Here is a 1,082-nt window from a genome sequence, read left to right on the forward strand (position 1 = left end):
ACCAACTATCCGTGGCTCGGGAGTGAGGCAGGACGACAGCTCAGCTTCTTCGCCTTTGCTCCGTATGGTGCCCTCACTCCAGCGTGGAATCAAGGAAGCTACACCCTCACCGATAATAGTGGAGAGGTAGATATTGTAGCGGCTCAAAAGGTAGTGCCAGCCCACTATGGCAAGCCCGTGCCACTTCATTTCCAGCACCTCCTCTCAGGGGTGAGCTTTGTCGTTCATGAGGAGACCCCTGATATGACCATCACCTCGGTAGAGCTACGTGGCATCCTCTCTACAGCGACCTACTCTATTAAGCAACAGCAGTGGGCCCACTACTCCGATCCTCGGACCTATACCTGGACGGGTGAGGTGGATCATACGGCTAGCACTTCGGTAGATACCCCCATCACCATCACCCCTTTCTTTCTAATCCCACAAACACTATCGGACGAAACCAAGATAATCGTTAAACTCAAGCGACCAGGCAGCAACGACACGGAACTAAAAGAACTCCCTCTCACTAATCAGCACCTTGAGATAGGAGAGCATTATGTCCTCCGTCTCCAGCTTACTGAATAAAAGAAGCATCTCATCATGGATTTTTATACTACTGCCAATCGCTTTGGCGAACCAATCCAATAACTCAGTTAACTAAATAATTCCAAGAGATGCCCCCCTGCAACTCCTTGCGGTGGGCATCCTTTTTTTCATCACCCACACCCCCTACTCCCCTCTTCTACAGTGGCAAGCCAAATGAGAATAGAGTAAAATCTGCTCTAAGATAAGGAGGTGACTTAGTGTCAGATAACGGAGGGTAACTCTCCTAACACGCTCGTTTTGGTAGGGTTAATCCTGAGGTCAAACTTGTGTTAAGGTTCGGCACTATGGACCTAGACCTGTGACTATTTTATTTAATACGAACCTCGGCAGAGGTAGAGGTCTTGCCAATCTATCAGTAGTTTAACTAATATAATGTTGTAAAAATGAGGAGTCAAAACGCCTCTCCATTATTCATAATAGCCACATCTAACCCTTCGCACAACAGTATTAATACTAGAGGTATACAAGGAAAAGAAAGCGTGGTGAAGTGCTAG

The 1,082-nt window shown here is 47.2% G+C and carries 1 protein-coding gene; it reads left to right on the top strand.

Translation table 11 applies throughout. From position 1 onward, the window contains the following. Window positions 1-567, top strand: a 567-nt coding sequence (locus tag QVO39_RS08515; protein ID WP_288171956.1) for a fimbrillin family protein, incomplete at its 5' end; no start/stop codon positions are given. Between the last annotated feature and the right edge of the window lie 515 nt (window positions 568-1,082).

The sequence above is a fragment of the Porphyromonas sp. CAG:1061 genome (genome assembly GCF_000435035.1).
GTDB lineage: Bacteria > Bacteroidota > Bacteroidia > Bacteroidales > Porphyromonadaceae > Porphyromonas_A > Porphyromonas_A somerae.